Source organism: Rhizobium sp. BK591, assembly GCF_014195045.1.
Lineage (GTDB): Bacteria > Pseudomonadota > Alphaproteobacteria > Rhizobiales > Rhizobiaceae > Rhizobium > Rhizobium anhuiense.
Genome location: NZ_JACIAZ010000006.1, coordinates 426440 through 450555, shown reverse-complemented (window position 1 = coordinate 450555; position 24116 = coordinate 426440). Strand labels below are relative to the sequence as shown.

The following is a 24116-nucleotide window of genomic DNA, read 5'->3' as shown; positions in this document are numbered from 1 at the left end:
TTGATGTCATCGATCATACGTTTCCGGGCCCCGATCGATCGCGGATCATCCACGCTCTTGCCGGAATGCGGAGTGCAAGCGGTGTCTTTGCTGGTGAATTCTTCTTTCTCGCCTGAGGATCTCGACGTGCTGCGCAGTGCGCTCGACGACTGGTGCGCGGAACGGCGCATCGACATCAGAAGCGTCGAGGCGCAGTTTGCGGCATCCACCGCACTCGACCTCTATCAAGCCGGTTACGACAGCCGCGAAAAGCTGCTGCACGCGCTGCGCGATCACAGGATCGCCTGAACTTTTCCGCAATCGCAGCGGCGATACGCAGGCGGCCCAGCGCCCTTTCAAACCGCGCATTCTGATATTGCCGGCCAACCATGCCGCGACACGCGTTGCGTGTATATTTCTGTTACATTTTAATAAAATCTTCAGCATGCATTAACCGTACCGGTGTAGGATTTATTCATAACCGTATGGCCCGACATGCGTTCCGCCAGCGCATATCGGCCTGTGGTCCCCTTATTCTGCGTTTTCGGGGTATTGTTGTGCGTGACCGGTTTCGAGACCTAGAAGGCCCCTTGGCCGTCAGGAAAAAGGACGTGGTATTGATGGCGACTGTCAGCAGTTTCGAGAACCTGTCGCATCCGACACGGTCCGAACTGCGCCAATTTGCCGAGCTTTTCATGCCGCTGTTCCAAGCCTCCTCCGACGAGGCCAAGCGCCAGGCGGTCGCAGCCCTGTCCCAATGCGAGAACATGCCGGCCGCCGTGGCGCTGTTCATCGGCAATCAGCCGATCGAGATCGCCGCCCCTTTTCTTGCCGCCTCAAAGGCAATTGCCGACGATACGCTGATCACCATCGCGCGCATGCAGGGTGCTGCGCATGTCAAGGCGATCGTCAGCCGCGATTCACTCTCGCCGAAGGTCATCGATGCGCTGGTGGCGCTGCGCCAGACCCAGCCGCGATCGGCCGCCGCCTCGGCACCGATCACGGAATCGCCGGCAGTCCCGCTTTCGCCGACGCCCACCGAAACCAATGAGGCGGATGCGCTGGAGGAACAGCGGGTGGCCAACGAAGAGGCGTTGCGCGAGCGCCTTCTCGGGCTTGCCGGTCATCTCGGCCGTGCCGACGAGGACAGGCTCGGCCTGCGCACGCTCACCGACATTCAGGAGGCGTTGCTGGTGCGCTTCGCCCGCTCCCGCGAGGCGGCGCATTTCGCAACAGCCCTTGCCGATGCGCTGTCCGCCAGCCGCTGGCTTGCCGAGCGCATCATGCTTGATCTTTCCGGCCAACAGCTCGCCACGACGCTGACCAGCCTCGGCATGGGTTTTCTTGATGCCGTCTTCGTGCTCGAAAGGCTCTATCCGCATCTTGCCGAACAGCAGCACAACGTCACACGCGGCTGGATGGTGCTCGATGCACTTGATCCGGAAGAATGCCACGACCGTGTGGACGCCTGGCGGCGCGCCGATCGCTACACCTATAAGCCGGAGGCGCCGAATGTGACGCCCCCTCAGGAAACGCCGAACCACCGCTTCATCCGCCAGACGCCGCCGCAACGCGACATGCGCGTCATGGGACGGCGGTATCGCTGAGCCGACGAGGGGACGGCTGTCAGCCGTCCTTGGCAAGCGGGATCACGTCTCCCAATTCCTCCGCCTCCAGCTCGACGATCCAGAGATCGGGATCGAACCTGCGTTCACGCTCCAGCATGGCGCGCACCGCTTCCGGCTCGGCTCGCAACAGGCGGATCTCGAACAGCCGGTCGCCGGCCTGGCCGTCGTCGAAGGCGGTCTGCGGCGCCGGCGCATAGAGCGTTTCCAGGCCGTCGCGAAAATGCTGGCGGATGAAGATCGCACCCGCCTCCTCCGCCCCCTTTTTCTCGACGGCGGCAAAATCGCCGCTAGCGAAGACGCGACGCAGGAGGGCGGAAACGAAGATGTCGGCGCGTAATCTCATCGGCGCGGTATAGACCGGCGCGCCGGCGGCGGCAATGCAGGGTCAGTGTTTGACCCATGGAGTCAGGGTTTGACGAGGGTCAGACTTTGACTGCGAGCCGCAATCCACCCCAATGCCGTCCGCGGACGGTGATCGGAGCGGAGATATCCTTCATCATCACGAAATTGCCGCCGCCCATGTCACGCCGATAGGTCTGGACGAGGAAGGGCGCGGTGCTGCGGCCGGCGGCAAGGCCGACGCGATCGGCAAAAATACGGCGATTGCGGCAATTGGCGGTGTTCCAGACGACGTCGCCGGGGCGCTGCGGCTGCGAGAATTTGCGGTTGTGGGTCGGCAGATAGCCGTTCTCGTCGATTGCCGCGCAGAAGGCGATACGCTCGTCCGAAGCTGCCGCGGGTTCCTGGATCGGTGGCAGCAGGCGATCGGTGAGTTCCGTGAAGGCGGCCATCACCTGGGCCGGATCCGAGCCCGGTATCGGCCGATAACGCCGGTCGAACAGAGCATCGAGCCCGATCTGTCCCTCGGCAACGGCGCGTTCGAAGGCGGCGGAAATCTGCCTCGCCACCGACTGCGCCTCCTCGATCCAATGGCTGTCGGCGGTCTTGACGCCGGCGCTCGCCGTCAGCTGGATCAGGGTTTCCGAGAGGCCGACGACGCTGTCGACGCGTTTTGCCGCCTGCTGCAACCTGACATTCGAACCGGCGACCTCGGCCGACATCTCGCCGAGTTTCCCGACGAAGCCGGCGCATTGCAGATCGACAGCCTCAGTGGTGTTGGCCATGACAGTCGAACTGTCGAGGATGCGGGTGATGACATGTTCCATGCTTTCGAAGGCCCCGCGCATCGCCTCCGACTTGTCGCGCACACCGGCCGCACTGTCGCGCGCATCGCTGCCGACGGCCGACAGCCGGTCGATCTTCACACGCAGTTCGTCGAGCGTCTGCTGGATGGAGCCGGTCGCCTTCGATGTCTGCAGCGACAGCGCCCGGACCTCGGCGGCAACGACCGCAAAACCCTTGCCGGCATCGCCGGCGCGCGCCGCCTCGATCGCGGCGTTCAGCGCCAGCAGGTTGGTCTGGCGGGCGATGGTACTGATCTCCTCGGCGATGTTGTCGACATCGGCAAGCGACTTGGAGAAGCCGGCGATCTCAGTGCCGATCTCGTTCGAGGACTGAACCATGTGGCCGATCTCGGCGACCGAGCCCGTCAGACGGTCGGCCGATTCCTTCAACATGTGACGAGCCTCTGCCGCCGTGCGGTCGGTTTCGCGCAACGATACGGCGACCGAGCGGTTGGTCTCGGCGATCGAAAGCGCGGTACGGGTGACATCATCGAAGGCGGAGGCATGCCGAGCCGACATTCCCGCCATATCCTGTATGGCGCCGGCGATATCGACGAGATCGATGCCAAGGGTGGAAGCCTCTTCGGCAAGGCGCAGCAGGATATGGCGCAACGCCTCGGGATCAGGGCCTTCCGCTTCGACCGCCGGTTCTCCGGCCAGATCGTCTATCGCCTTCAGCGCATGCATGCCGACGCTCCCCCGCCTCAATCAGAAAAGCTTCAGGCAATATGGTTAACAAGTTGCAAACAGCGGCCGCACCTTAGACTTAGGTTGTAGAGAGAAGGCCCACTCGGTAACTGCGGAGCCGCTAGATCGCGCCAATTTCCTTGAGCTTCTTCAGCACCGCCTCGGTCGGCTCACCGTTTTCGGGCAGGTTGTAGTGCTTCTGGAAATGCCGGATGGCTGCGCGGGTCTGCTCGCCGGCGACGCCGTCGACGCCGACATTGGCATAGGCCATGTTGGAAAGGCCCTTTTGGATCTTCAGTACCAGATCGACATTGGTGAGTCCGCCAGAGGGAACCTGCTTTGCGGCCGATGGAGACGTTTTGACCGTCTTTTCGGCGCTGCGGATCGCGGCTGCCACCGGGTCTTCCGCCGCCGCCTTCGAGCTCACATCCTCGGCCGGCTTTTCGGCGGGCACGGTCGAAGGGCCTGATGCATCGGTCTTCAGCGCCGCCAGCACCTCCGGCGTCGGATCGCCGGTCTGGGCCATGCCGACGGTCTCCTCGAAGAAGAGGATGGCTGCACTGGTGCGCGGACCGATGATGCCGTCGGGGGTGCCGTTATAGAGGCCGCGGCGCACCAGCTGCTGCTGGATCTCCATGACGAGCTGGCTCGGCTGCTGACCGGGTGCCGCCGGCGCTGGCGTCGCGTTGGTGGTGGCGGCATCCTCCGGCCGTTCGATCCGGAAGGTGGTGACGTCGCCCTGTTGCTCCTCGGCCAGGCGGCGGGCGCCGAGCACGGCTGGAGATTGGGGATCGCGGGTGCGGAAGATCGGGTGCGGATGCAGACCCGGCTGATACCAGAGCGCATTGGCGGCGACGAAGGAGAAGATAACGACGAAGGTGATCGTGCCACCGGCGACCGACGGATTGCGGCCGATGACGCCGCCGAGCGCGGATGCGCCCTGCAGGCTGAGCCCGCCGAGGGCGGCGGCGCCTGACATCAGTAGGCCCGGCTGCTGCCGTCCCCTTTTTCCCTTAGGCGATTTTCGCTTGCGCGCGGCCATCGAAGCGCCCCTCTTCCAGTTCTGCACCTGTATTGACCGCGCCCTTCAGCCGCGGCGGAAACTCGACAGTCGCACCATGGCCGGCGTCTTCGGCGTGTTTGGCGCCCGAGCCGTCCACCGCGATCTCGATGGTGATAATCGTGCCTTCGCCCGGCTGGCTGGCGATGGCGAAATGTCCGCCATGCAGCGCCACCAGTCCCTTGACCAGGGAAAGGCCGAGGCCGGAGCCTTCGAACCGGCGGGTATAGTCGTTCTGGATCTGGACGAAGGGCTGGCCGAGCGAGGCCAGCTTGTCGGCCGGGATGCCGATGCCGGTATCGCTGACCGTCAGCTTGAGGATGCCGTCGCGCGCCGCCGCATCGACCGAGACGACGCCGCCGGCCTCGGTGAACTTTATGGCATTGCCGACGAGATTGATGAGGATCTGCTGGATGGCGCGCTGATCGGCGACGATTTCGCCGAGGCCGCGCTGGATACGGCTGGTCAGCGTGAGGCCTTTGGTCTTGGCCTGCAATGCCAGCATCGATTCGCAAGATTTGACGGAGCTCGAAATATCGAAGGCTTCGAGGATCAGCTCATAGCGACCGGCTTCGATCTTGCTCATGTCGAGCATGGTGTTGACGACGGACAGCAGATGCGCGCCGGATTCGCGAACCAGACCGACATATTCGCGCTGGCGGTCGTTTTCGAACTTGCCGAAATATTCGCCGATCAGGATATCGGAAAAACCGAGAATGGCGTTCAGCGGCGTGCGCAGCTCATGGCTGACGGCGGCGAGGAAGCGCGATTTGGCGTCGTTTGCCGATTCGGCATCGGCCGCGCGGTTCTGGGCTTCGTCACGCAGCTGCTGCTCGACGGAGACATCGCGCAGCTGGGCAATGATGGCGGCAAGTTCGCCGTCGGCATCACGCCGGGCCGTCATGTCCATTCTAAGATAAGCGAACTGGCGCTGATCGCGCGAGACCGAGGGCCGATCGAGGCGCAGATCGACGCTTGCCGCATCCTCGCCCCGGCGCATGTCATCGAGCGCCTGCAGGAAAAGAATGCGGTCGGAGACATGCACCTGCTCCAGAAAGCCCCTGCCCTTGGGATCGCGCATCCAGGCGAGGAAATCGCGCCGGTCGCGGCCGCCGACGGTCGCCACACTGCCGTGCGGGTCGAGGAAGAAGACGAGGCCGGGAGTGGCGGCAAGGAAGAAATCCTCGGCCGACTGCGTGGCGATACCGGCAGACGAACCCTGACGGGCGAGCGCGATGCTGCCGACGGCGGAAAAGAGAAAGGCGGCGCAGACCATGGCGACACCGGCCGGCAGCGCGACAGCCGGACTGGTGACCGCCGAAAGACCGATGGGCGCGGCGACAAGAGCGACCGACGAGAACAGCACGAGGCGGCGCAGGATCGCGAGCTCGCGTTGACGCACGGCTTCACCGCCCCCGGTCCGGGAGAGCCAGCTTGTCGCTGCCCGGTCTACGAGGGCCGTCACCCAGCCGCCAATGTTACTCAATACACGCACGCAATACCCGCCCAAAAGGCTGTCTATCGATCCGGACAATAGGCCTTGGCGACTTAAAGAAAGGATAAGGCAAAAGCGCAGTTCACAGCCTGAAACGACCGAATTTCCCGTTTTGAGGCATCTGGAAGCGTCTTTGCCTTTTGTGGTTAATAGCAGGTAAGCGACGGATTTTCCTCATATTTCAGCATTGCGTTAACTCCTGTGGCAAGGCGAGCCGGCAAAAGCCCTGCAATTGCAAGGAGGTCCTGCCCTGATGCTTAACGCCGATCGCTCGCATTCGACTAAAATGTCCCTCAAATGCCGTTCGCTAAAATTTGAACTAAATTTGCCGCAAATGCGCGTGAGTTTCGAAAAGCGGCATTCGCAACTTGGCGGTAGGGTGAAAACACACCGGACAACCGGCCTGATTCGGCGACAAGAACCGGACGGGAAACAGGATGGGCAACGACAATGTGGTTTCTGATCAAAGGATCCTTCTGGTTTGGCCTTGTGCTCGTGCTTCTCTCCGTCTTCAGCACGGAGAGTTCCGACAAGTTCGCCAGCGGCCCGCAATTGCAGCTTTCCGACGCCTTCACCGCCGCCAGCGGCGCCTATGACTATCTCACCGGCATGTGCTCGGAAAAACCCGAGGTCTGCGCCAAGGGCGGCGAAACCCTCACCGCACTCGGTTACCGGGCCCGCGAGGGCGCGCGCGTTGCCTATGAACTTCTCGACAGCCAGTTCAAGGACGAGGCGCCGGCGACCGCTAAGTTTGGCGAACCGCAGACGCCGGTCGCACTCAACATGCCTTCGCTGGCAGCACCCACCATCCAGGAAAAGGTGCGCGAGGCAAAGGCCGCGCTCAACCAGCCGATGCCTTACCGCCCGCCCGTCGAGGATGATGCCGCAGCCGAGACGGTGGTAACGGGCGCGATTCCGCTGCCGACGCCAAAGCCGGCGATCTGACGAAATTTCGCGGGCACCCGCCCGCAGTGCCTTTCGGTTTTACAGCTTGCATCGGTGGTCCGCATGACGCGGTGATGCCCCATGCCTGACGTGCCTGCCCTGTTTAATTCAGCATGTTGCTGCGCCGTGAGGATGCCCATCCCTCACGGCGTTTTTTCTATTGTTTGCGCAATTCCCGGCAAAACCGCTTCGCGCTTTGCCTGGGAAACCGCTTCACACTTTTCCTGGAATTGCTCCGGTCTGCGCAATTCCCGGCAAAACCGCTTCGCGCTTTGCCTGGGAAAACCGCTTCACACTTTTCCTGGAATTGCTTTAGTGGTTCAAAACTGCCGGTCTTTCACCTATATGCACATCTAGAGCATTTCCTCACGCATTCCGGACGCAAAACCGCTGCGCACTTTTGCTGGAACTGCTTTAACAGTGAAAGGCTTCTCCATGGCATCCCTCGACCAGATCATCGACGACTTCGCTTTCCTGGACGATTGGGAAGACCGCTACCGCTATGTCATCGAACTCGGCAAGGCGCTGCCCGACCTGGCCGAGGAGAAGCGCACCTCCGAGAACAAGGTGATGGGCTGCGCCAGCCAGGTCTGGCTGGTGACGCATACGACAGGCGATCCCGACAACCCGGTCATGAGTTTCGAGGGGGATTCCGACGCCCATATCGTGCGCGGTCTCGTCGCCATCGTGCTGGCCACCTATTCCGGCAAGCCGGCATCCGAAATTGCCGGGCTCGATGCCTTCGAGATTTTCTCGAAGATCGGGCTGGTGGAGAACCTGTCATCGCAGCGCTCGAACGGACTGCGCTCGATGGTGAACCGGATCCGCGAAGAGGCGAAAGTCCGCGTCGCGGCTTGAACGCGATCATGGCCGATCGGCTTTGAAGCAAACAGGCGGTGGATTCGCAAGCGCCCGCTCTCCAGTATATTCACACTTTCTCATAGTATAGGAATACATTCTAAGTCCGCCGGCAAAGCATAAGACGGGATCGCGCACGCTCTCTGGACATCCGCACGAATCATTTGCGCAGGCTCGAAATACTGGAAAGATTATTTTCCTCGCCTTGAAACGGCACACAAAAACATGAGACCGGCCCCTCACTCTAACCTACCGGGTTCGAGCCACAGGGTCTCGACCCATCCTTCGGCCCCCGTAAACGGGGCGAAGGTGATGCCGCGCCTGCGCGAACCGGACAGCAATGGCATGACGCCGTGTCGAGAGCGAAGTTCCACAAATTGAAAAGCCGGGCACTAGGCCCGGCTCTTGTCGTCGACGCTTTCGAAAAAGCTCAGCCGCGGCCGCGCTTGCGGCGCTGACCCAGGCCCATCTCCTTTGCCAGGCGCGAACGCGCTTCGGCATAAGCGGGCGCTACCATCGGGTAATCGGTCGGCAGGTCCCACTTCTCGCGGTATTCTTCCGGCGAGAGGCTGTGATGCGTCATCAGGTGACGCTTGAGGGACTTGAAGTTGCCGCCGCATTCCAAACACGTGATCTGCTCGTCCTGTACGGACTTGCGGACAGAAACTGCAGGCTTCTGCTTTTCGACGATCGCCGCAGCAGGCTGCGGAACGGACGTGTTGCTCAGTGCCGAATGCACGTCGGAAATCAGATTGGCCAAGTCGCTGACCGGTACAACATGGTTGCTGACATAAGCCGCGACGATGTCGGCCGTCAGTTCCACAAGCAGCTCCGGCGCATTGCCGGTCGCTATATCCGTCATATTCTTTCTCCTGTTAGCATGCTCAAACGGTCTTTGACTGACACGTCAAAGACCCGCCTCGTAGAAGCGAACAGCAAAAGTACAGGAAGCGACCTTCTGTTTCGAAAAACGCGAAATCCACCCCTAGATTCCGAAGACCGATACCTATTCTTATACTGCCTGACTGGAAACCACTACGTCATGCTCCACGCGACGGCCTCAGTTTAGACATTAAAAATCAAAACTGAGGGACTTGGAAGCAGTACGATTGCAATTCACAATCAGAACTCTACTTGCATTTTCAAATACCATCGTTTGGCCAAAAGGCCAATTATTATTTGTCGTTTTTCTTGAGAAAAAATGACAGATGAAGAATTGAAGGGCTTTCCGGCAAGCTTTACTCACAGCTTCCTGTGCATAAGTTTTGCATAAATCTGGTAAAGTCGCCAAACACACAGGCTCAGCGATCCGGCATATCGTCACGAACCGAGAGTGCAGCGAGATCATATCCCGAATGATGGGCAGCTCTGGCAAGCAGATGGGCAGACACCGGCGCTGTCAGCAGGAAGAAGACGAAGCCGGCAATGGCGCGGGCGAGAATCGCCAGATCTTGCGAATAGAGGCCGGCGGCAAGCAGCAGCAGGCCTGAGCCGACCGTACCGGCCTTCGAGGCCGAGTGCATGCGCATGTAGAGATCGGGCAATCTGACCAGGCCGATCGCCGCCGCCAGCGCAAAGAACGCACCGGCAATCAGCAACGCAGCGGTGATCGCAGCCACGAGATAATCCATCATCGCGTCTTGCCCCCTGCCCGGCGCTTATTCCCGCCACCCTTTGCTGCAGCTGCGGAAGGCGGCGATTTGATGTTGCCGCGCGACAGCACGAATCGGGCGAAGGCGACCGTCGCCAGGAAGCCAACGAGACCGAGCGAGATGGCGATATCGATATAGAGCGAAAAGCCGGTTTTGACCGCGATGACGCTGATGAAACCAATGGCGATGCCGGTCAGCATGTCGAGCGCCAGGATACGATCCGGCAATGTCGGCCCGGCGACGACGCGCCAGACCGTCAGAATCAGCGCCAGGCCGAGGATGACGAGTGCGGCCGAGGATGCGACCGCGACGATGGCGGCAGGTGTGATCACCGGAAGGCCTCCATGATCTTGCGTTCAAAACCGTTGGCGATGTCACGCTTGCTCGCCTCCGGATCGGAACAATCGAGCGCGTGGACATAAAGCGTGCGGCGATCTGTGGAGACGTCGACCGAAAGCGTGCCGGGCGTCAGGGTGATGAGGTTTGCGAGCAAGGTGATCTCGAAATCGCTCGTCACCGTCAAAGGGAAGGCGAAGATGCCGGGCTTCAGCTTCATATCGGGCGAGAGCACGGTGACCGTGACCTTCCAGGCCGACAGCGACAATTCCTTCAGGAACAAAGCGGCGAGCGAGAGCAGCGGGCCGACGCGAGGGATATGCCCCCCCTTGCCGCCGAAAGAGTCGCGGATGACGACCAGCGCCAGGGCCCCAAGCAGGAAGCCGAAGACGAGATTGTGCAGCGAGGCGCTGCCGGTGACGGCGACCCAGGCAATGGCCAGCAGCAGGTTGAAGAGGAAGGCGATCACCGCGCGCCTCCCGGGAAGACCGAATGAAGATAGGCCCCTGGTTCGACAAGGCCGGCGGCCGCCGATTGCGACAGCGCCAGCAGCCGTTCCGGCAGGATGCCGAAGCCGATGACCAGCGCCGTCAGCGCGGCGAGCGGCAGGCCGGTGCGCCAGTTCGCTCTCGACGGAGCGAGCACCATCGCCGCCGGGCGCCAATAGACGAGCAGGAAGAGGCGGCCGAAGGCGATCGTCGTCAAAAAACCGCCGACGAGAATCGCCGCCGCCAGCCACCAGGCGCCGCTATCGAGCGAGGCCTTGACGAGCATGACTTTCGGCCAGAAGCCGGAAAAGGGCGGTAAGCCGCAGGCAGCCAGGAAGAGCACCAGGGAGAGCGCGGTGAAGCCGCCGCTTTGCCGGTAGAGCCCGCCGAGGGCTGACAGTGAAAAGCCGCCGCCGCGCCGGGCGATCTCGCCGGCGGCAAGATAAAGTGCGGTCATCAGCACCATGGAATGGAGCGCATAGAAGACCGCGCCGCTGATGCCGCCAAGGCCGCTGACGCCGCCGAGAGCGACGCCGGCGAGCATGTTGCCGATGCCCGATATGACGACATAGCCGAACAGCCTGCGGATATCGTTTTCGGCAAGAGCGCCGAGAGCGCCGACGACAATGGTAGCGGCAGCGGCGAGCGCGATCAGCGGACTCAGTTCCGCGCGTTCCACCGGCAGCAGCATGACGATCACCCGTATCAGCGCGTAGATGCCGACCTTGGTGAGCAGGCCGGCAAACAGCGCGGAGACCACGATGCGCGGCGTATGATAGGCGGCGGGCAGCCAGAAATTCACCGGGAAGGCGGCCGCCTTCATACCGAAGGCGAGCAGGAAGAGGCTCGCCAGCGTCATCAGCGGTGCCGTGCCGCGCAAATCCCTCGCTCTTGCGGCGATATCGGCCATGTTGAGCGTGCCGAAGGCAGCATAGAGAATGCCGACGCCGATCAGGAACAGCGTCGTGGCGATGAGATTGAGCACCGCATATTTCAGCGCGCCGTCGATCTGTTCACGTTCGGAGCCGAGGATGATCAGCCCGAAGGAAGAGATCAGCAGCACCTCGAACCAGACATAGAGATTGAAGATATCGCCTGTGAGAAAGGCGCCGGTGACGCCGGCCATCAGCAGCATGAGCAGCGGGAAGAAACCGTACCGCCGGCCGCTCTGACCGATATCGGCCAGCGCATAGATGCCGCCGGCGAGCGCCGCAAGAGCTGCTGTGAAGGTCATCAGCGCACCGAAGAGATCGACGGTGAAGGCGATGCCGAAGGGCGGCAGCCAGCGCCCCATGACCATGGTCAGCGGCCCTTCGGCTGCGACCTTGGCGAGCAGCGCCGCATCGATCAGCGCCAGGCCCGCAAGCCCTGATATGGCAAGCCAGGCCTGCACACGTGGATAGCCACGGAGCATCAGCAGAACCGCACCGAGCGTGATACAATGGGCGACCGGCAGGATGGCGAGCCAATGGGCGAGCGGCACCGGGGCGGCGATCAGGGCATCGGAGAGATCGACGGTGGTTGGGGCGGCCATCAGGTGACGCCTCCACTACCGCGAGAAAGGGTTTGCCATGGGGCAAGCATCCGCACCAGCATCCGCCTCAATACCCCAATGGCGGCAGCGGCCGGTCGTCGGGCTCGGCGGCGCGCATGTCGTTGGTGTCGTCGGTGCCGAGGTCCTGATAGGCGCGATAGGTCAGCACCAGCAGGAAGGCGAGGAAGGAGAAGGAGATGACGATCGCCGTCAGGATGAGGGCCTGCGGCAGCGGGTTGGCCGCACCTACGGGCAAGGTTTCGAGACCCGCCGGAATGATCGGCGGCACCCCGCGCGTCAGCCGGCCACCGGTGAAGAGCAGCAGGTTGACGGCATTGCCGAGGATGGCGATGCCGAGCACGATGCGGATCGAGAATTTCGACAGCAAGAGATAGATGGCGGCGGCGAAGAACAGGCCGACGAGGATCGAAAGAAGCGGCTCGATCATCCCACCTCCTTTTCTTCCAATGCCAGCGCGATCGAGGTGATGGCGCCGAGCACGACGAGATAGACGCCGACATCGAAGAGCATGACGCTCGACAGCGGCACTTCGAGACCGAAGAGGTTCGGATAGATCCAGAGGCCGGTCATGAAGGGAACGGCAAAGAGGATGGAGAGAAGGCCGGCAAGGGTCGACAGCAGCAGGCCGAAGCCGGCAATCGACAGCGGATGGAAGAACAGCGCCCGGCGAACGGCGGCAACGCCGCTGGCAATGCCGTAGATCGCCAGTCCCGAGGCGGCGATCAGCCCGCCGATGAAGCCGCCGCCCGGCTCGTTGTGGCCGCGCAGCAGCACGAAGACGGAAAACAGCAGCATCAGCGCGGTGAGGAACGGGGCGACGGTGCGGAAGATCAGGGTGTTCATCGGATCAGCCCTCCACCCCGGGATCATTGGCGGCAAGCTTGCGCTCGGCGCCGGCGCGCATGCGGATCAGCGCCAGGATGGCGAGGCCGGTGACGGTGACGACGGCGATTTCGCCGAGTGTGTCGGTGCCGCGGAAATCGACGATGATGACGTTGACGACATTGGCGCCGTGGGCAATCGATTTCGAATAGGTGTTGAAAAAGACCGTCAGCGCGTCGTTGAACGGCGCCTCGGTCGCCCGCATCAGCAGAAGCGCGAAGCCGAGGCCGCAGACCAGTGCAAGCGCTCCGTCGAAGAGCCTGCGGCCGAGCGGGCGCCGGTCGGCGGGCGAGAGGCGAAGCCTGGTCATGACGAGGGCGAGGATGACCACCGACAGCGTTTCGACCATGAACTGGGTGAAGGCGAGATCCGGCGCACCGAACAGCAGGAAGATGATGGCGACGGCGAAACCCTGGATGCCGAGCGAGACGATCGCCGTCAGCCGGTCGCGGGCGACGAGCACGGCGGCAAGGCCGAAGGCGGCGATCAGGAAGACCGCCCATTCATGCAGCCTGACATCGGCCGGCCAGGCGGGAAGACGCGGCAGTTCGCCATAGACGACAAGCGGGACGATGAGGATGGCGGCAACGCAGAGGAAAGTGCAGGTGACATAGATCTCGAGCCGCCCCGGCTGGAGCACACGCATGGCGCGGGCGGCGAAGCGGACAAGGCCGGATATGGCGAGGTCGAAACCGTGATCCGGCCCGCGCCCGGCCGCACGCAGGAGGACGGCCATCGCAGAGCGGGCGGGCGCGAGCTGCCAGTAGACGCCGATGCCGACGAGCACGGTCAGAGCGGAGAGTGCCAAAGGCAGGCCGAGATGCGGCGTCAGCGAAATGTCGATTTCCACAGGGGTCTGGCGGATGGCGGCTGATATCGGCGAGGACAGAACGGCATGGGTGAAAGTCGAAAAGACCGCCGCGAGCAGGCCGAGGATGGCGAGAACGGCCGGGCCGAGCCAGAGCAGGACGGGCGCTTCGTGCGGATATTTCGGCGTCTCCACCGGCTGGCCGAGGAAGGGCTTCAGCGCCACGGCGAAGGCGATCGCGAACATCAGCGCATTGCCGAAGACGGTTATGGCGGTGAAGGTCAGCGCGCGGATGTCGCCGTCGATAAGGGCGGTATAGATCTCCTCCTTGGCGAGGAAGCCGAAGAAGGGCGGCAGGCCGGCCATGGAGAAAGCCGCCGCGAGCGCAATGATCCAAGTCAGCGGCATCGCCCGCATCAGGCCGCGGAGCCTGGTGATATCGCGTGTGCCGGTCTCGTGATCGATGATGCCGGCGACCATGAAGAGCGCGCCCTTGAACAGCGAATGCGCCACCAGATAGAGGGCCGCCGCCTCCACCGCATGTTCCGAGCCGAAGCCGATCAGCATGACCAGCAGGCCGAGCGATGAGACGGTGGTATAGGCAAGCTTGAGCTTCAGGTCTGTCTGGCGGATGGCGAGCGTGGTGCCGACCACCAGCGTCAGCCCGCCGAAGAAGGGCAGAAGGATTTCCCAGGCAGCCGTCGCCCCCATGACGGGATTGAGCCGCATCAAGAGATAGACGCCGGCTTTCACCATGGTGGCCGAATGCAGGTAGGCCGAAACCGGCGTCGGCGCCTCCATGGCGTTCGGCAGCCAGAAATGAAAGGGAAACTGCGCCGACTTGGTGAAGGCACCGCCCAGGACCAGGATGAGGGCGGCGAGATAGAGCGGACTTTCGCGCACGACATCGCCGAAGCCTGTGAGCTCAGACATCTGCGTGACGCCTGTGATGTTCCAGAGCAGCAGCAGGCCGGCCAACAGGCAGAGCCCTCCCCCGCCGGTCACAACAAGCGCCTGCAGGGCGGCGCGGCGAGCCGCTTCCCGCTCGTGATCGAAACCGATCAGCAGGAAGGAGGTGATCGATGTCAGTTCCCAGAAGATGAAGAGCATCAGGAAACTGTCGGAAACGACGAGGCCGAGCATCGCGCCCATGAAGAGAAAGATGAAGGAGAAGAAGCGGCCCTGATCCTTGTGTCCCTTGAGATAGCCGCCGGCGTAAAGCACGATCAGGGTGCCGATGCCGGTGATCAGCAGCGCGAAAGCCAGCGACAGGCCGTCGAGGAACCAGGAGAAGGAGAGATGATAGCTCGGTACCCAGGCATACCCGCCGGTGACGACCTGGCCGCGCGCGATCTGCGGGACGAAACGCAGGAAATGCAGGAAGGCGAGCAAGGGCGCGATCGCCAGAAGCCAGGCCCCGTTGGCACCGAGCATGCGGATGACGAAGGGGGCAGCAAGAGCGCCGGCGAGCGGGAGACACAGGGCCAGAAATGTCAGAGCCGTGACATCGGCCATGTCTCCTCCCCAACCGCAAAAGAAACGAAATGCCAGCGAAAACCGGCCTGTCTTCATGACTTAGGCGAAACGGGAGGGCGCCTCAAGCGATTTCGGCCGCAGGCAAAGCTGCAGGTGTGTTCGAAGCGGTTCAGACCGCAGACCGGGCCGTCGATCAGGCCGTCGGCCGGGAAAGACGCGTCAGCAGCCGGGCGACGCAGCCGTGCAGGACGAAGACCAGAAGCGTCAGCGGCCAGAGCAGGCAGGCTAAGAGGCCGGCGAGACGATGGAGCGTCAAGCCGTCATGGTTGGCCCAGCCTTCCAAAAGCGTGACCGCCATGGCGGCCACGGCGACGAGGCCGTAGAGCAGGACGATTGCTGCTTCAAACACCAGTGATTCCCCAATGCACGTAACATTAACCCTAACAGAAAACCCCTAACGGATGTAAGAGCAAGCGTCCTCCCCCAAAAGCGGTACACGGCGAATTGGGCAGGATGGTGCCCAAGACTTGATGAATCGGTGACGGCGCACCACATTTTGCGCGAAACGGAACCGCCCCTCGGCGAAAGGAGCATGGCATGTCCGAAACTGCAACCACCGCCAAGATCCACAAGACCGATGCCGAATGGAAAGAGCAGCTCACGCCTGAGCAATACCGCATCACGCGCCAGCACGGCACCGAACGCGCCTTCACCGGCCCCTATTGGGATTCCTTCGAGACAGGGCTTTACCGCTGCGTCGGCTGCAATGCCCCGCTTTTCCGCTCCGACACCAAATTCGATGCCGGCTGCGGCTGGCCAAGCTATTTCGAGGCAGTCTCGCCCGATGCGGTGACCGAACATCGCGACACGACCTTTGGCATGGTGCGCACCGAAATCCGCTGCGGCGCCTGCGAGGCCCATCTCGGCCACGTCTTTCCCGACGGCCCGCCGCCGACCGGCCTGCGCTACTGCATCAACGGCCATTCCATGGTGTTCGAACCCGGAAAGTAAGTGCTGAGCCGCGCCATCGGCAAGCGGCTCGTCCGGATGCAATGAGCCGCTGATCTTCTGTGTCGTTCACGCTATCGACGGACCGGTAGTCCCAGGAGAAGCCAATGGCGGGAGATATCCTGAAGACCGATCGGCTGGTGCTGCGGGAGATCACGCCTGCCGACCTGCCGTTTCTCCACCGCATTTTCAGCGATGCCGAATCCATGCGTTATTACCCCGGCATCAAGAGTTTCGACGAAACCGCGCTCTGGTTTCAGAGGCTCGCCTTCGACAGTTATGCCAGTCACGGTTTCGGCCTCTGGGCGGTGACGGACCGGCAGAGCGGCGCGTTGCTCGGAGATTGCGGCATAACGATGCAGGAAACGTCTGCGGGGCTGGAACCTGAGATCGGCTATCATCTGTGGCGCGACCATTGGGGCAAGGGCTATGCGGTCGAGGCAGCCACCGCATGCCGGGACCACGCGCTTGATACCTTTAGTCTTGCGCGCATCGTCTCCATCGTCAGGCCCGACAACACTCCCTCGCGGCGCGTTGCGGAGCGGGTGCACCGGCGGCGGGAAACATTCGCCAAAACAGGCAGCCCCGATGGCGGCATGATGGAATTCTACCTCTACATCACGGACGCGGCGTAGAGCGGTAAGGACCCATCACTCGTGGTCGGCGGGACAGGGCCAGCTTGTCGGGGCGGAGAGGCCGGCCGGCAGCTTGGTCGAGGCATCGCCGCAGGCAAGGTCGATCTGCGCCTGTTCGAGCCCGGTTGCGGCCGAGAGGTCGAGACCTTCGATGCGGGTCAAGAACATGAAGGCGCGTTCGAACATCGCCGGGCCTTCGAGGGCCGCGCCGGAGAGATCGGCGCGGGAGAGATTGGCGAAAGAGAATTTCGTCCCCGTCAGCACGGCCTTGTCGAAATCGGCGCGGCCGAGTTCGGCCTTTTCGAAGCTTGCGCCGGCAAGCCGGGCGCTGGCGAAATTGGCCCGCTGCAACTCGGCGCCGGCAAAGGAAGCGCCTTCGGCGATGATATTGGCGAAGCTGGCGCGATAGGCCTCGATCTTGGCGAAGTTGGCGCCTTCGGCATGGGCGCCCTCGAGCGAGGCGCGCACCAAGGTCGCCTTCTCGAGATTGGCGGATTTGACGTTGGCGCCGGCGAGATCGGTCAGCGAGAAATCGGTGCCGAAGAGATTGGCGCCTTCGAGATCACTGCCCTGCAGCATCAGGTTCTTCTTGGTGCATTCCTGCCAGTCGAGCTTTGGCGATGCCAGGCTGCCGCAATCGGCGGCGCGTGCTGCAACCGGCGGAAATGCCAGTAGAATGAGGGCAAGGAGACCGAGCGACGATCTGTGCATTGCCATTGAACTGTTCACCTCCGTGACATTCTGAAGCCGCCTGCGGCGAAGCAGGCTTCTTCCACTTTCTTACACAGCTCAGACTACAATAAAAAGATGGCAAGCGCCCTTCACAATGGGTTGCCGGACGACTCCAGAGGCAGGCGAAGCTCCATGCAGGTGAGGTCCAGCCAGCGGCCGAACTTGGTGCCGACCTCGGAAAATCTGCCGGCGATGCGGAAACCGAGCTTTTCGTGCAGCCTGATCGAGGCGGTGTTCTCAGCCTCGATGCCGGCGATCATCACATGGATATTGGCGGCCGCGGCACGTGCGATCAGTTCCCGCATCAGGCGCTCGCCGATGCCGGCACCGCGGCAATCCTTGTCGACATAGACGGAATGCTCCACCGTGTGGCGGTAACCGTCGAAGGCCCGCCAGTCACCATAGGAGGCGTAACCCGCGACCTTGCCCGCCATCTCGGCAACGATGACGGGAAAGCCGCGCGCCTTGCGCGCCTTGAACCATTCCAGCCGATTTTCAAGATCGACCAGCGTGTCGTTCCAGATTGCCGTCGTGTGCTCGACGGCGTGATTGTAGATATCGCGGATGGCGGAAAGATCGGCTTCGGTGGCGTCGCGGAGGAGGACAGCGTCTGTCATGATGCTCAGGTTCACATTGTCTGCCAAGGCGGCATACGCCCGACCCCGACAGATGTAAACGGCCGTCGTTCAGACACCCGGCGCCGGCAGGCTGAAACAGGTGAAGACGGCCGAATAATGCACCGCCGCAGCGGTGACGACGAAACCGTGCCAGATGGCGTTCTGGAAGCGCAGCTTCTCCCAGACATGGAAGATGACGCCGAGCGAATAGATGACGCCGCCGATGACGATCAGCAGCATCGAGGCCGAGGGAATGCGCGCGGCGACAGGTCCGGCCACCAGCACGCCGCTCCAGCCCATGGCGAGATAAAGCAGGATGGCGAGGCGGTCGTAGCGCCCGGGAAAGACGCATTTCAGGATAATGCCGATAGCGGCGAACAGCCAGATCGCGACCAGCATGAACAGGAGCAGTGGGTCGTCGGCGCCGCGTTCGAGGAAGGGCGTGTAGGTGGCGGCGATCAGCAGGAAGATCGCCGAATGGTCGAAGCGGCGCAGGTACCATTTCGTACGCGAGACCGGCCAGGCGTTGTAGGAAAAGGAAATGGCCAGCGTCAGCACCAGCCCGACGCCATAGATCCAGGCGGCGGCGAGCGCGCCGTAGGAGCTCCAGACCGTGGCGTAGAAAATCAGGACGGTGGCGCCGATCAGCGCCAGCACGAGACCGACGCCGTGGACGATACCGTCGGCGATCAGTTCATATCTGTCGTAAGCCCAGCGAATGCCGTTGAACTCGGCCATGCACGCCAATCCGTTTCATACCCCGGTTGCAATCGTCGCATCGAACGGGTGGAGGCGCAACTGCGGCAAAGCGCACCGGCGGTAAATCTTCGTGACAGCCAGGCAGGCAGTCTGCGCTGCCTTTGATGGTACGCGGACAAGGACTGCGGCCGACGCACGACGCCGAACAGGCAGTGGCCCAGGATCAAATCTTCTGCCGGTCGACCAGCACCGAGCATTTGGCATGGCGCACGACCCGATCGGCAGTGGCGCCGATGAAGTAGTTGGAAAAGTCCGGAACGTGCGAGGCGACGATGATGAGATCGGCGCCGTGGCTTTCGGCGGTCGAGATGATGGCTTTGGCAGGTGGACCGTTGCGGATCTCGACGGTTGCCGTGACGCCGGTGGTCGCGAGCAGCGCTTGCAGCTTGTCGCGGCTGTCCTGCATGGCGTCCTCGACCATATTGGCCGGCAGTTCGATCGCGACATAGCTCGGCACATCTTCGATGACGTTAAGCGCGATGATCTCGCCGCCGTCATCGAGCAAGGACGCGGCCTTGCGGAGGATCTTTTCTCCCTTTTCGATACCGCCGAGCGCGATCGCTACGATGATCTTCCTGTACATGGCTTCCCTCCATGACTGATATATATAAGCTTCCTCTAAAGAAGATATGAGCGCATTGATCGCAATCAAGTGGGCGCAAGCCATCGTCAACATCTGTTCAACGCTTCATCGTCAAAAACGGGTCTTCTGTGAACAATCGGAATGCGCCATATAGGGGTCAAGTACGGCAGCCAGGGAGATAAAGACGAATGAACCGGCGAAACTTCCTTGAGCTTGCCACGGGCGGCGTGTTTGCCGCCACAGCCGGTACGCCTTCCCTTTCACGGGCCAATTCTCCAGGAGAGCCATCCATGACGAGCGAAACTTCCTATGCGCTGACGCGGCCTGCCTATATCGATCAGTCGCATCTCGTCGTGACCGACCTCGGCCTGGTGTCCGGCTTCTATCAATCGATGCTCGGCCTGAAGGTGATCGAGAAGACGGCGAGCGGCGAAGTGCTGGGTGTCGGCGATCTGCCGTTGCTGACGCTGACCACGGCAAAAGATGCTGCGATCGCGCCCCGCAATGCAGCCGGCCTTTTCCACACCGCCTTCCTGATGCCGAACCGGGTCGAACTCGCACGCTGGCTGCGCCATGCGGCACACAATAATGTCGTGCTCGACGGCGCCTCGGATCATCTCGTCAGCGAGGCGATCTATCTGTCCGATCCCGAAGGCAATGGCATCGAGATCTATGCCGACCGGCCGCACGAACAATGGAAGTTCCACCAGGATGGCATGGTGGAGATGGCGACGCTGCGCCTCGACCTCCAGGCGCTCTACAACAGTGCGCCTGATGAGCGCTGGGACGGCATGGCTGCGGGGACGGCGATCGGCCACCTGCATCTGCAGGTCGGCGACATCCCGCAGGCCGACGCCTTCTACCACGACGTTCTCGGCCTCAAGCTGATGGCGCGTTATCCCGGCGCGAGCTTCTTTGCGACCGGCGGCTACCATCACCATCTCGCCGCCAATATCTGGAACAGCCGCGGCGCCACTGCGCGCGCCGGCAACATGACCGGGCTTTCGGACTACAAGGTCCGCTTCAATGACAAGGCGACGCTGGATGCGGCAGTCTCCAAGCTCGATGCACTGGAGATCAAGAGCGAGAAGCGCGACGGCGGCGTATTCCTCAAGGATCCCTGGGGCATCGGCCTGACGCTTTCGGCATAATTTCCAGGTCGCGTCGGGTCAGCCATAACGGTTGAAGAGGCTTGCGCCATGGAGCAATGCCGTCGACGCAAAGACATGCGGCATGCAGCGTATCGGATGGTCAGTCCCGTCACGGAACCGGAACCCTGTCAGCGCGTTTCCGTGAGGAAGCAATGGGGCTTCGGGGACCTCACCGCATGGGCATCGCCAATGGCATCCGCAAACAAGCAAAGAAGATCGCAATCGGCGAACGCCACACCAGCGCCTGGGCACAGTCGCTGAAGGAAGCCGCGGAAGAGCTGCCGCCGCCGCCGCCGCTGCACCGTCTGGAAAAGGACGGGCTCGATGTCACCATGGCCTGGGCGATCATCGGCATCTTCGGCATTCTCTTCCTTGCCGCCGTCTACCTGATGTCGCTCATCCTCATTCCGATCACGCTCGCCGTCGTCGTCGGCATGATCCTCGGCATGGCGGCGGAAAAGCTCAGCAAGATGGGCGTGCCGCGGCTTGCCAACGCCTTCATGCTGTCGAGCGGCGTGGCGCTGGTGATCTTCCTGCTTATCAACTCGCTCGCCGACCCGCTGATGACGTTTGCCAATGAAGGCCCGGCCTTCGCCGAGCGAACCATCAACCGCGTCATGCCTTATCTCGAGCGCATCAGATGGCTGCATATTACGCCAGCGACATTCGAAAGCGGGTCGATGTCGATCGGTGCACTGCTCGAAAACACTGGCAACGTGCTGCATGTGGTGACGAGCAGCCTGACGCCGGCGCTGGTGCAGGGGATGATATTCTTTGCGGCGCTGCTGTTCTTCCTCGCTGGTCGGGTCAACCTACGCAAAACGATCATCATGACCTTCCGCACCCGCACGCAACGGCTGGCAGCCATCCGCGTCATCAACGCTGTCGAGCAGGTGCTCGGCTTCTATTTCGCGACGGCCTCGCTGATCTATGTCGGGCTCGGCGTCGTCATGACCGTTATCGCCTATGCCGGCGGGCTGTCTGCCCCGGTGCTCTGGGGCTTCTTCGCCTTCCTCTCGAGCTTCATCCCTTACCTTGGCATCACGCTGATGACGCTTGCCGTCGCGGTCGCCGGCATCCTCACCCATGATGGCTTTCTCATCGGCCTGATGCCGGCCGCGGCCTTCTTCACGGTGCATCTCCTCATGGAGAACCTGATCTTTCCCGCAGTGATGGGGCGGCGGTTGGAAATTAATCCCTTCGTCGTTTTTCTCGCCATCCTGTTCTGGACATGGATGTGGGGTGCCGTCGGCGCCATGCTGGCGCTGCCGCTGTCGCTGATCGTCATGACTGTTATCGACGAACTGCTGATCGAGGAAAAACCGCAGCCGCAATTGCCGAAATGATCAACCGGGGGGACGTTCGTGGCAGCTGATCTCGATCTTGCCGAATCCGATCACGACCAGATGGTCAGCGGCCGTTCTCTCTGGGGGAAAAGCGGCATACGACCGGAATGGCGGCCGATCGCGCAGAGCTTTTCCACCGACGTCGCGGTGATCGGCGGCGGCATCACCGGCGCATTGGTTGCCGAACATCTGACGGCGCGCGGTTTTTCCGTTGTTGTCATCGACCGGGAGCAGCCCGGTTTCGGCAGCACCGCGGCGAGCACGGCGATGCTGCAATGGGAAATCGACAGCACGCTCACCGAGCTCGAGGATTATTATGGCTTCGAGCGCGCGGCCGGCATCTACCGCCGCAGCGGTGCCGCGGTGGCCGGCCTTTCCAAGCTGATCGCCGCCAATGGGATTGCCTGCGGCTTCCGGCCGCGCAACACGCTCTATCTCGCCGCCAATCAGGAAGGCGCACGCAATCTCCTGGAGGAGCGCCAGCTTCGCCGCCGGGCCGGCCTGCCCGGCGTCTATCTCGAACATCCCGATCTCTTCACCCAATTCGAACTCGACCGGGATGGCGCGATCTATTCGCCGGGCTCGGCGGAATGCGATCCGTTGCTTCTCACCTGGGCGCTGCTGGAGATGGCGATACGGCGCGGCGCGCGGCTGGTCAACGCTTCCGTGACGGCACTTCACAGCGAAGGCGATCACGTCACGATGGAGACGGATGGAGGCCATCTGATCGAGACGCGGCATGTCGTGCTGGCGACCGGCTATTCGATGCCGGGCCTCGACATGCCGAAGCTGCATCGGTCGAGTTCGAGCTGGGCGCTCGCCACCGTGCCGCAGGACCCGGCACATTTCTGGCGCGACAGGGCGCTGATCTGGGAGGACAGCCACCCCTATCTCTACATGCGGACGACCGCGGACAATCGCATCGTCGCCGGCGGCGAGGATGACGAGACGATCGACGCGCAGACGCGCGACCGCAAGCTGCCGGCCAAGATCACGGCGATCCGGGAGAAGATGAAGCGGCTGTGGCCGAAGGCGGATACGCGGGTGGAACACGCCTGGAGCGGCACCTTCGGTGAGACGGTCGACGGCCTGCCGCTGATCGGCTCGGTGCCGGAGACGCCGCATGTGTTCGCCGCCTATGGCTACGGCGGCAACGGCATCACCTTTTCCTATCTCGCCGCGCAGATGATCGGCGCCATGCTGGCCGGCATGCAGCGCGACTGGTTCGAGGATTTCGCGCTCGACAGGGACGGACCGGGTTTGCGCCGTTTTGGAGAGGATGTGGTGCGGGTGGGCAAGGAGCTGAGGTAAGGTCTCATATTGACTGTCGTGGCGTGGGCGCCCCCCTGGCATACCTTCAGCCGCAAAATCACTCCGTCGTCTTGTCGTCGCCAGTGTCCTCGACGTCCTCGAGGCGGACGAACTCGGTCCCCTTGGCCTTCAGATCGACCAACGCCTTGGCCACCCCCTCGCCGGCCGCATGGGTCGGCTGGTTGACGTGGGAGATGACGACATCGCCATCCCTGGCCGAGGCGATGCGCCTTTCGGTGATCGCGGCTCCCAGCAGCGAGCCGCCGTCGCCGTTCACCGAATAACCGGCAATGCGATAACCCATGGCGCGGATCTCGCCGATGGCGGAAAGATCGTATTTGGCGGTCGAGCCGCGGAACCAGTGCGGCGCCGGAATGCCGGCCGCGACCATGGCGGCAGCGCCGCCTTCAACTTCCTGCCGCACCGCCTGCGGTGATCCGGCGGAAGCGATGCCATAGATCAGCGTCGGCGTGTCGACGGCCGGAATATGGTTCTCGCCATGGTTTTCGAGTTCGAAGAGATCGGGATTCTGCAGGAACACGGCGACGGCAGCGGGATTGCGCTTCAGCCAGCGGGCGGTGACGAAGATCGTCGCCGGGATGCGTTCCCGCACCAGCGTCGACAGGATGCGCTCGTCCGCCTGGCCCATGCAGGCATCAAAGGTCAGCGCAATGCGGGCGTGGCCGGCAATATTGGAGCGGGCGATATGCAGATGCGGCTCGACGAGTTTTGGCGCCGGCGCCTTCGGGGCCGGGCTGATTGCGGCCGAGGCCGGTCCAACGGCGGCAGGCAGCGTTGGCGGCACTTCATCCGCCAATGCCGCGGACATGTTGGCCAGTAGGAACGCCGAAGCGAGCAGGATGCGGTTCATATTGTGGATTTCTACGATTCGATCCGGCAGTTCTAACGGTTGGGTTTGCCCGGCGCCATGTGGCCGGATG

At 62.5% G+C, this 24116-nt stretch carries 27 protein-coding genes; 9 read left to right on the top strand and 18 right to left on the bottom strand.

The genetic code is table 11. The features are described 5' to 3' along the window. Nucleotides 1-81 precede the first annotated feature (81 nt). Nucleotides 82-288, top strand: a complete 207-nt coding sequence (locus tag FHX10_RS26850; RefSeq protein ID WP_047614508.1) for a hypothetical protein — start codon at nucleotides 82-84, stop codon at nucleotides 286-288. 248 nt (nucleotides 289-536) lie between these two features. Further along, nucleotides 537-1586, top strand: coding sequence for a DUF2336 domain-containing protein (locus FHX10_RS26845; RefSeq protein WP_063476708.1), 1050 nt, complete (start codon nucleotides 537-539; stop codon nucleotides 1584-1586). Between the two features lie 19 nt (nucleotides 1587-1605). On the opposite strand, the gene FHX10_RS26840 is transcribed toward FHX10_RS26845, so the two are convergent. The 4 genes from FHX10_RS26840 to FHX10_RS26825 all read right to left on the bottom strand — a co-directional run bounded on the left by FHX10_RS26840 (nucleotide 1606) and on the right by FHX10_RS26825 (nucleotide 6033). Next, on the bottom strand, nucleotides 1606-1950 hold the full coding sequence (locus FHX10_RS26840; RefSeq protein WP_097542703.1) for a DUF1491 family protein: 345 nt from the start codon (nucleotides 1948-1950) through the stop codon (nucleotides 1606-1608). A 79-nt stretch (nucleotides 1951-2029) separates the two neighbouring features. Then, nucleotides 2030-3478 (bottom strand): methyl-accepting chemotaxis protein, encoded by a 1449-nt coding sequence (locus FHX10_RS26835; protein WP_063476658.1) that lies wholly within the window; start codon nucleotides 3476-3478, stop codon nucleotides 2030-2032. 121 nt (nucleotides 3479-3599) lie between these two features. Then, the gene (locus FHX10_RS26830) at nucleotides 3600-4520 is read right to left on the bottom strand and encodes a peptidoglycan-binding protein (protein WP_097542704.1); all 921 of its coding nucleotides are present in this window, start codon (nucleotides 4518-4520) and stop codon (nucleotides 3600-3602) included. Then, nucleotides 4492-6033 carry a sensor histidine kinase gene (locus tag FHX10_RS26825; protein WP_048338354.1) on the bottom strand — a complete coding sequence of 514 codons (1542 nt, stop codon included), beginning with the start codon at nucleotides 6031-6033 and terminating at the stop codon, nucleotides 4492-4494. Before FHX10_RS26825 ends, FHX10_RS26830 begins: the two co-directional genes overlap by 29 nt. A gap of 450 nt (nucleotides 6034-6483) precedes the next feature. On the opposite strand from FHX10_RS26825, the gene FHX10_RS26820 reads away from it, so the two are divergent. Together FHX10_RS26820 and FHX10_RS26815 are read left to right on the top strand one after the other, a co-directional pair. After that, on the top strand, nucleotides 6484-6978 hold the full coding sequence (locus FHX10_RS26820; RefSeq protein WP_097542705.1) for a DUF5330 domain-containing protein: 495 nt from the start codon (nucleotides 6484-6486) through the stop codon (nucleotides 6976-6978). A 435-nt stretch (nucleotides 6979-7413) separates the two neighbouring features. After that, nucleotides 7414-7836, top strand: coding sequence for a SufE family protein (locus tag FHX10_RS26815; protein WP_028757571.1), 423 nt, complete (start codon nucleotides 7414-7416; stop codon nucleotides 7834-7836). A 430-nt stretch (nucleotides 7837-8266) separates the two neighbouring features. On the opposite strand, the gene FHX10_RS26810 is transcribed toward FHX10_RS26815, so the two are convergent. The 9 genes from FHX10_RS26810 to FHX10_RS26770 all read right to left on the bottom strand — a co-directional run bounded on the left by FHX10_RS26810 (nucleotide 8267) and on the right by FHX10_RS26770 (nucleotide 15442). Continuing rightward, a complete protein-coding gene (locus FHX10_RS26810) occupies nucleotides 8267-8698 on the bottom strand; it encodes a MucR family transcriptional regulator (protein ID WP_003557810.1) in 432 nt (143 codons plus the stop codon). 439 nt (nucleotides 8699-9137) lie between these two features. Next, nucleotides 9138-9470, bottom strand: coding sequence for a monovalent cation/H(+) antiporter subunit G (gene mnhG, locus FHX10_RS26805; protein ID WP_097542706.1), 333 nt, complete (start codon nucleotides 9468-9470; stop codon nucleotides 9138-9140). After that, nucleotides 9467-9820 carry a cation:proton antiporter gene (locus tag FHX10_RS26800; protein ID WP_063476654.1) on the bottom strand — a complete coding sequence of 118 codons (354 nt, stop codon included), beginning with the start codon at nucleotides 9818-9820 and terminating at the stop codon, nucleotides 9467-9469. The genes mnhG and FHX10_RS26800 overlap by 4 nt, the downstream gene beginning before the upstream one ends. Next, on the bottom strand, nucleotides 9817-10293 hold the full coding sequence (locus FHX10_RS26795; RefSeq protein ID WP_063476653.1) for a Na+/H+ antiporter subunit E: 477 nt from the start codon (nucleotides 10291-10293) through the stop codon (nucleotides 9817-9819). Before FHX10_RS26795 ends, FHX10_RS26800 begins: the two co-directional genes overlap by 4 nt. Next, nucleotides 10290-11846 carry a Na+/H+ antiporter subunit D gene (locus tag FHX10_RS26790; RefSeq protein ID WP_097542707.1) on the bottom strand — a complete coding sequence of 519 codons (1557 nt, stop codon included), beginning with the start codon at nucleotides 11844-11846 and terminating at the stop codon, nucleotides 10290-10292. Before FHX10_RS26790 ends, FHX10_RS26795 begins: the two co-directional genes overlap by 4 nt. 67 nt (nucleotides 11847-11913) lie before the next feature. Continuing rightward, on the bottom strand, nucleotides 11914-12294 hold the full coding sequence (locus tag FHX10_RS26785; protein ID WP_184390616.1) for a Na+/H+ antiporter subunit C: 381 nt from the start codon (nucleotides 12292-12294) through the stop codon (nucleotides 11914-11916). After that, entirely contained in the window at nucleotides 12291-12710 is a 420-nt protein-coding gene (locus FHX10_RS26780) for a Na(+)/H(+) antiporter subunit B (RefSeq protein ID WP_028757652.1), read from the bottom strand. The genes FHX10_RS26785 and FHX10_RS26780 overlap by 4 nt, the downstream gene beginning before the upstream one ends. A 4-nt stretch (nucleotides 12711-12714) precedes the next feature. Then, nucleotides 12715-15072 (bottom strand): putative monovalent cation/H+ antiporter subunit A, encoded by a 2358-nt coding sequence (locus tag FHX10_RS26775; protein WP_184390614.1) that lies wholly within the window; start codon nucleotides 15070-15072, stop codon nucleotides 12715-12717. Nucleotides 15073-15226: 154 nt separating this feature from the next. Then, nucleotides 15227-15442 (bottom strand): hypothetical protein, encoded by a 216-nt coding sequence (locus FHX10_RS26770; RefSeq protein WP_029868214.1) that lies wholly within the window; start codon nucleotides 15440-15442, stop codon nucleotides 15227-15229. 188 nt (nucleotides 15443-15630) lie between these two features. On the opposite strand from FHX10_RS26770, the gene msrB reads away from it, so the two are divergent. Next, nucleotides 15631-16044, top strand: a complete 414-nt coding sequence (gene msrB, locus FHX10_RS26765) for a peptide-methionine (R)-S-oxide reductase MsrB (protein ID WP_025570650.1) — start codon at nucleotides 15631-15633, stop codon at nucleotides 16042-16044. A gap of 104 nt (nucleotides 16045-16148) precedes the next feature. Further along, nucleotides 16149-16676, top strand: a complete 528-nt coding sequence (locus tag FHX10_RS26760; RefSeq protein WP_028756901.1) for a GNAT family N-acetyltransferase — start codon at nucleotides 16149-16151, stop codon at nucleotides 16674-16676. Between the two features lie 15 nt (nucleotides 16677-16691). Here the strand turns inward: FHX10_RS26760 and FHX10_RS26755 are convergent, their stop codons facing one another. The 4 genes from FHX10_RS26755 to FHX10_RS26740 all read right to left on the bottom strand — a co-directional run bounded on the left by FHX10_RS26755 (nucleotide 16692) and on the right by FHX10_RS26740 (nucleotide 19367). Continuing rightward, complete coding sequence (locus tag FHX10_RS26755; RefSeq protein ID WP_025570647.1) at nucleotides 16692-17393, bottom strand: pentapeptide repeat-containing protein; 702 nt, start codon at nucleotides 17391-17393, stop codon at nucleotides 16692-16694. A 104-nt stretch (nucleotides 17394-17497) separates the two neighbouring features. Continuing rightward, nucleotides 17498-18025 carry a GNAT family N-acetyltransferase gene (locus FHX10_RS26750; protein WP_025570645.1) on the bottom strand — a complete coding sequence of 176 codons (528 nt, stop codon included), beginning with the start codon at nucleotides 18023-18025 and terminating at the stop codon, nucleotides 17498-17500. A 69-nt stretch (nucleotides 18026-18094) separates the two neighbouring features. Then, a complete protein-coding gene (trhA, locus tag FHX10_RS26745; protein WP_028756898.1) occupies nucleotides 18095-18763 on the bottom strand; it encodes a PAQR family membrane homeostasis protein TrhA in 669 nt (222 codons plus the stop codon). Nucleotides 18764-18947: 184 nt separating this feature from the next. After that, nucleotides 18948-19367: a universal stress protein gene (locus FHX10_RS26740; RefSeq protein ID WP_028756897.1), complete on the bottom strand. Its 420-nt coding sequence runs from the start codon at nucleotides 19365-19367 to the stop codon at nucleotides 18948-18950. A 290-nt stretch (nucleotides 19368-19657) separates the two neighbouring features. Between FHX10_RS26740 and FHX10_RS26735 the strand changes: the two genes are divergently transcribed. The 3 genes from FHX10_RS26735 to FHX10_RS26725 all read left to right on the top strand — a co-directional run bounded on the left by FHX10_RS26735 (nucleotide 19658) and on the right by FHX10_RS26725 (nucleotide 23175). Further along, nucleotides 19658-20518, top strand: a complete 861-nt coding sequence (locus tag FHX10_RS26735) for a VOC family protein (RefSeq protein WP_047614286.1) — start codon at nucleotides 19658-19660, stop codon at nucleotides 20516-20518. Between the two features lie 176 nt (nucleotides 20519-20694). Next, complete coding sequence (locus FHX10_RS26730) at nucleotides 20695-21864, top strand: AI-2E family transporter (RefSeq protein WP_025570172.1); 1170 nt, start codon at nucleotides 20695-20697, stop codon at nucleotides 21862-21864. An 18-nt stretch (nucleotides 21865-21882) separates the two neighbouring features. Continuing rightward, complete coding sequence (locus tag FHX10_RS26725; RefSeq protein ID WP_028756895.1) at nucleotides 21883-23175, top strand: NAD(P)/FAD-dependent oxidoreductase; 1293 nt, start codon at nucleotides 21883-21885, stop codon at nucleotides 23173-23175. Nucleotides 23176-23233: 58 nt separating this feature from the next. Here FHX10_RS26725 and FHX10_RS26720 read toward each other — a convergent pair whose 3' ends face one another. After that, nucleotides 23234-24046 (bottom strand): polysaccharide deacetylase family protein, encoded by an 813-nt coding sequence (locus tag FHX10_RS26720; protein ID WP_028756894.1) that lies wholly within the window; start codon nucleotides 24044-24046, stop codon nucleotides 23234-23236. Between the last annotated feature and the right edge of the window lie 70 nt (nucleotides 24047-24116).

Bases quoted from the DNA above. Each gene is read 5' to 3' on its own strand.
- FHX10_RS26840 (WP_097542703.1), bottom strand. From the start codon at position 1,950: ATGAGATTACGCGCCGACATCTTCGTTTCCGCCCTCCTGCGTCGCGTC.
- FHX10_RS26835 (WP_063476658.1), bottom strand. From the start codon at position 3,478: ATGCATGCGCTGAAGGCGATAGACGATCTGGCCGGAGAACCGGCGGTC.
- FHX10_RS26830 (WP_097542704.1), bottom strand. From the start codon at position 4,520: ATGGCCGCGCGCAAGCGAAAATCGCCTAAGGGAAAAAGGGGACGGCAG.
- FHX10_RS26820 (WP_097542705.1), top strand. From the start codon at position 6,484: ATGTGGTTTCTGATCAAAGGATCCTTCTGGTTTGGCCTTGTGCTCGTG.
- FHX10_RS26815 (WP_028757571.1), top strand. From the start codon at position 7,414: ATGGCATCCCTCGACCAGATCATCGACGACTTCGCTTTCCTGGACGAT.
- FHX10_RS26810 (WP_003557810.1), bottom strand. From the start codon at position 8,698: ATGACGGATATAGCGACCGGCAATGCGCCGGAGCTGCTTGTGGAACTG.
- mnhG (WP_097542706.1), bottom strand. From the start codon at position 9,470: ATGATGGATTATCTCGTGGCTGCGATCACCGCTGCGTTGCTGATTGCC.
- FHX10_RS26790 (WP_097542707.1), bottom strand. From the start codon at position 11,846: ATGGCCGCCCCAACCACCGTCGATCTCTCCGATGCCCTGATCGCCGCC.
- FHX10_RS26785 (WP_184390616.1), bottom strand. From the start codon at position 12,294: ATGATCGAGCCGCTTCTTTCGATCCTCGTCGGCCTGTTCTTCGCCGCC.
- FHX10_RS26780 (WP_028757652.1), bottom strand. From the start codon at position 12,710: ATGAACACCCTGATCTTCCGCACCGTCGCCCCGTTCCTCACCGCGCTG.
- FHX10_RS26775 (WP_184390614.1), bottom strand. From the start codon at position 15,072: ATGGCCGATGTCACGGCTCTGACATTTCTGGCCCTGTGTCTCCCGCTC.
- msrB (WP_025570650.1), top strand. From the start codon at position 15,631: ATGTCCGAAACTGCAACCACCGCCAAGATCCACAAGACCGATGCCGAA.
- FHX10_RS26760 (WP_028756901.1), top strand. From the start codon at position 16,149: ATGGCGGGAGATATCCTGAAGACCGATCGGCTGGTGCTGCGGGAGATC.
- FHX10_RS26755 (WP_025570647.1), bottom strand. From the start codon at position 17,393: ATGGCAATGCACAGATCGTCGCTCGGTCTCCTTGCCCTCATTCTACTG.
- FHX10_RS26750 (WP_025570645.1), bottom strand. From the start codon at position 18,025: ATGACAGACGCTGTCCTCCTCCGCGACGCCACCGAAGCCGATCTTTCC.
- trhA (WP_028756898.1), bottom strand. From the start codon at position 18,763: ATGGCCGAGTTCAACGGCATTCGCTGGGCTTACGACAGATATGAACTG.
- FHX10_RS26740 (WP_028756897.1), bottom strand. From the start codon at position 19,367: ATGTACAGGAAGATCATCGTAGCGATCGCGCTCGGCGGTATCGAAAAG.
- FHX10_RS26735 (WP_047614286.1), top strand. From the start codon at position 19,658: ATGACGAGCGAAACTTCCTATGCGCTGACGCGGCCTGCCTATATCGAT.
- FHX10_RS26730 (WP_025570172.1), top strand. From the start codon at position 20,695: ATGGGCATCGCCAATGGCATCCGCAAACAAGCAAAGAAGATCGCAATC.
- FHX10_RS26720 (WP_028756894.1), bottom strand. From the start codon at position 24,046: ATGAACCGCATCCTGCTCGCTTCGGCGTTCCTACTGGCCAACATGTCC.